This window comes from Pseudomonas sp. TWI923, assembly GCF_039673365.1.
In the GTDB taxonomy this organism is placed as follows: Bacteria; Pseudomonadota; Gammaproteobacteria; order Pseudomonadales; family Pseudomonadaceae; genus Aquipseudomonas; species Aquipseudomonas sichuanensis.
Map to the genome: position 1 here is coordinate 1 of NZ_JBDJLM010000159.1, position 2,487 is coordinate 2,487.

2 protein-coding genes are annotated in these 2,487 nt (G+C 65.3%); both read right to left on the reverse strand.

All coding sequences use genetic code 11. The annotated features are described in order from the left end of the window. Positions 1–96: 96 nt before the first annotated feature. A complete protein-coding gene (locus ABE459_RS25830) occupies positions 97–729 on the reverse strand; it encodes a TetR/AcrR family transcriptional regulator (protein WP_323830039.1) in 633 nt (210 codons plus the stop codon). Continuing rightward, positions 729–2,321 carry a glutamate--cysteine ligase gene (gshA, locus tag ABE459_RS25835; protein ID WP_323830040.1) on the reverse strand — a complete coding sequence of 531 codons (1,593 nt, stop codon included), beginning with the start codon at positions 2,319–2,321 and terminating at the stop codon, positions 729–731. Before gshA ends, ABE459_RS25830 begins: the two co-directional genes overlap by 1 nt. Between the last annotated feature and the right edge of the window lie 166 nt (positions 2,322–2,487).

Here is a 2,487-nt window from a genome sequence, read left to right on the forward strand (position 1 = left end):
CCCACAGGTACTGCGCAGGGTCAAGAACTTGCGCGGACCATGTGGGAGCGGCGGTGCGGCGATCCGATTTACCCGCGAAGGGAGGCCCCGATGACTTCAGCTGGGGCGCTTGGCCAGAAACGGCGGCAGGTACAGCCCCAGATACGCCTCGAACACCCGCATCCCTTCTTCTGCCATGCGCGGGGTGATCTGCTCGTGCAGCTGCATTGAGCGGGCATACACCCGATCGCTCAGCTCCATCGCCAAGGCGAACACATGCACATCCCGCGGCATCGCCGGCAACTGGAAATGCCGGTCGAACAGCTGGTGCATCAACTCGCCCAGTTCCAGGTCGTGCTGGCGGTCAGCCTGGACCACTTCGCTCAGGCCATGCTGGGCCAGGATCAGTTGCCGCGCTGCGGCGTCCTCGTTGTAGATGTCGAGCATGCGCTGCTCGATCAACCGTGACAGGCCATGCCAGGTGCTGAACGCCGCGCTGTCGATCGGTGCGCTCAAGGCTTCGCGAAAGGCCCGGTGCACATCGGCGGTCAGCGCTTCGAGCAGGGCCGGCACGCTGGCGAAGAAGTGGTACACCGACGACGGCGGGATCTGCGCCCGCTCGGCGACGTTGTAGATCGACAACCCCGCCACCCCTTGCCCGGCCAGCAGCTCGCGCGCAGCCGCCAGGATCGCTTCGATCCTGGCCTGGCTGCTGGCGCGTGGCTTGCGCGGGGTGGCGGAGCGGTTCATCAGTTGCTGATGGCCAGGATGCTGGCCTGGTAGGCGCCGACGAACAGGTCGAAGTCGCCGACTTCCTCCTGTTCCAGCTCGGACTGCTTGGCGATCGACTCGCGGGCAAGCGTTTCGAAGGCCTGTTGCAGTGCGCTGTCCAGTGGCTGCTCGCGGAACGATTCGGCGTGCAGCTGGCTCTGGCGCAGGGAGAACTGCACGAAGTTCTCCTGGTGTTCGGTCATGCTTGCCAGTACCTGGGCCGACGGGGTCAGTTCAGGGTCATCGACCTTGGCTTGCTGGGCTTGCAGGGCCTTGGCGTGCTCGTTGCCGCCTTGGGCACGGTCGAGCAGCTCGGCCATCTGGCCGATACGGCCGATGAGCTCGCTGGCCCAGTCCTTGAGCGCGATCGGCTGGCCGTTACGCTGCAGCGCAAGGCCCGGGCGACGGCCTTCCTTGACCACGGTCAGGAAGTTGCTGGTGCACTGGCCGCATTCGCCGTTGTCCAGCTGCGGGCTGTCGTCCAGCGCACAGAGCAGCAGGAAGGCGTCGAGGAAGCGCGCTTCGGTGAGGTCGATGCCCACCGGCAGGAACGGGTTGATGTCCAGGCAACGCACTTCGACGTACTGCACGCCACGAGAGATCAGGGCCTGGATCGGCCGCTCGCCGGTGTAGGTCACGCGCTTGGGGCGGATGTTCGAGTAGTACTCGTTCTCGATCTGCAGGATGTTGGTGTTGAGCTGCACCCACTCGCCATCCTTGTGCGTGCCGACCTCGACGTAGGGCGGGTAGGGCGTGCCCACCGCCTTGCGCAGGCTGTCGGTGTAGCTGGCGAGGTTGTTGTAGCAGGGCGTGAGGCCCGCCTGGGCGTTGCTCTGGTAACCCAGGTCGCTCATGCGCAGGCTGGTGGCGTAGGGCAGGTAGAGGGTGTTGGCGTCGAGCTCTTCGAGCTGGTGCGGGCGGCCGCGCAGGAAGCCTTTGTCCAGCGTCGGCGAGGCACCGAACAGGTACATCAGCAGCCAACTGTAGCGGCGGAAATTGCGGATCAGCGCGATGTAGGCCGAGGACTGGTAGTCGCGGTCGTCCTCTGCGCTGCCTTCTTCGGCGCGCAGCAATGGCCACAGTGCTTCAGGCAGCGAGAAGTTGTAGTGGATGCCGGCGATGCACTGCATGGTGCGGCCGTAACGCAGGGCCAGGCCCTTGCGGTACACGTGCTTGAGCTTGCCGATGTTCGAGGTGCCGTACTCGGCGATCGGGATGTCCTCCTCGGCCGGCAGCGCGCAGGGCATCGACGGGCTCCACAGCAACTCCTCGCCGAGCTTGCTGTAGACGAAGCGGTGGGTCTGTTCGAGGCTTTCGAGCACCTTGGCCGGGTCGGCCAGGGCTGGGGTGATGAACTCCAGCAGCGACTCGGAATAGTCAGTGGTGATCTGCTCGTTGGTCAGCGCCGAACCCAGGGCTTCGGGGTGCGGGGTCTGGGCCAGGCGACCGTCTTGGGTCACGCGCAGGCATTCGCGCTCAATGCCGTGCAGGCACTGCTTGAGCAGGTCGAGGTTGTCGCCGAGCAGGCTCAGGCGGCGGTTGAGGAGGTCGCTCAAGATGGATTCCTTCACGCGTCAGTCGCCCCAATATGGGGGTAGGAGTGACGGTCTACAAGGGTAGTTGGGAAAGGAACTGGCGTTGTCGCCTGGTTGCGCGGTTCCGACGCCAATAACGCGGGACCGCTGCGCGCTCCATCGCCGGCAAGCCGGCTCCCACAAGACCCTGTGGGAGCCGGCT

Bases quoted from the DNA above. Each gene is read 5' to 3' on its own strand.
- ABE459_RS25830 (WP_323830039.1), bottom strand. From the start codon at position 729: ATGAACCGCTCCGCCACCCCGCGCAAGCCACGCGCCAGCAGCCAGGCC.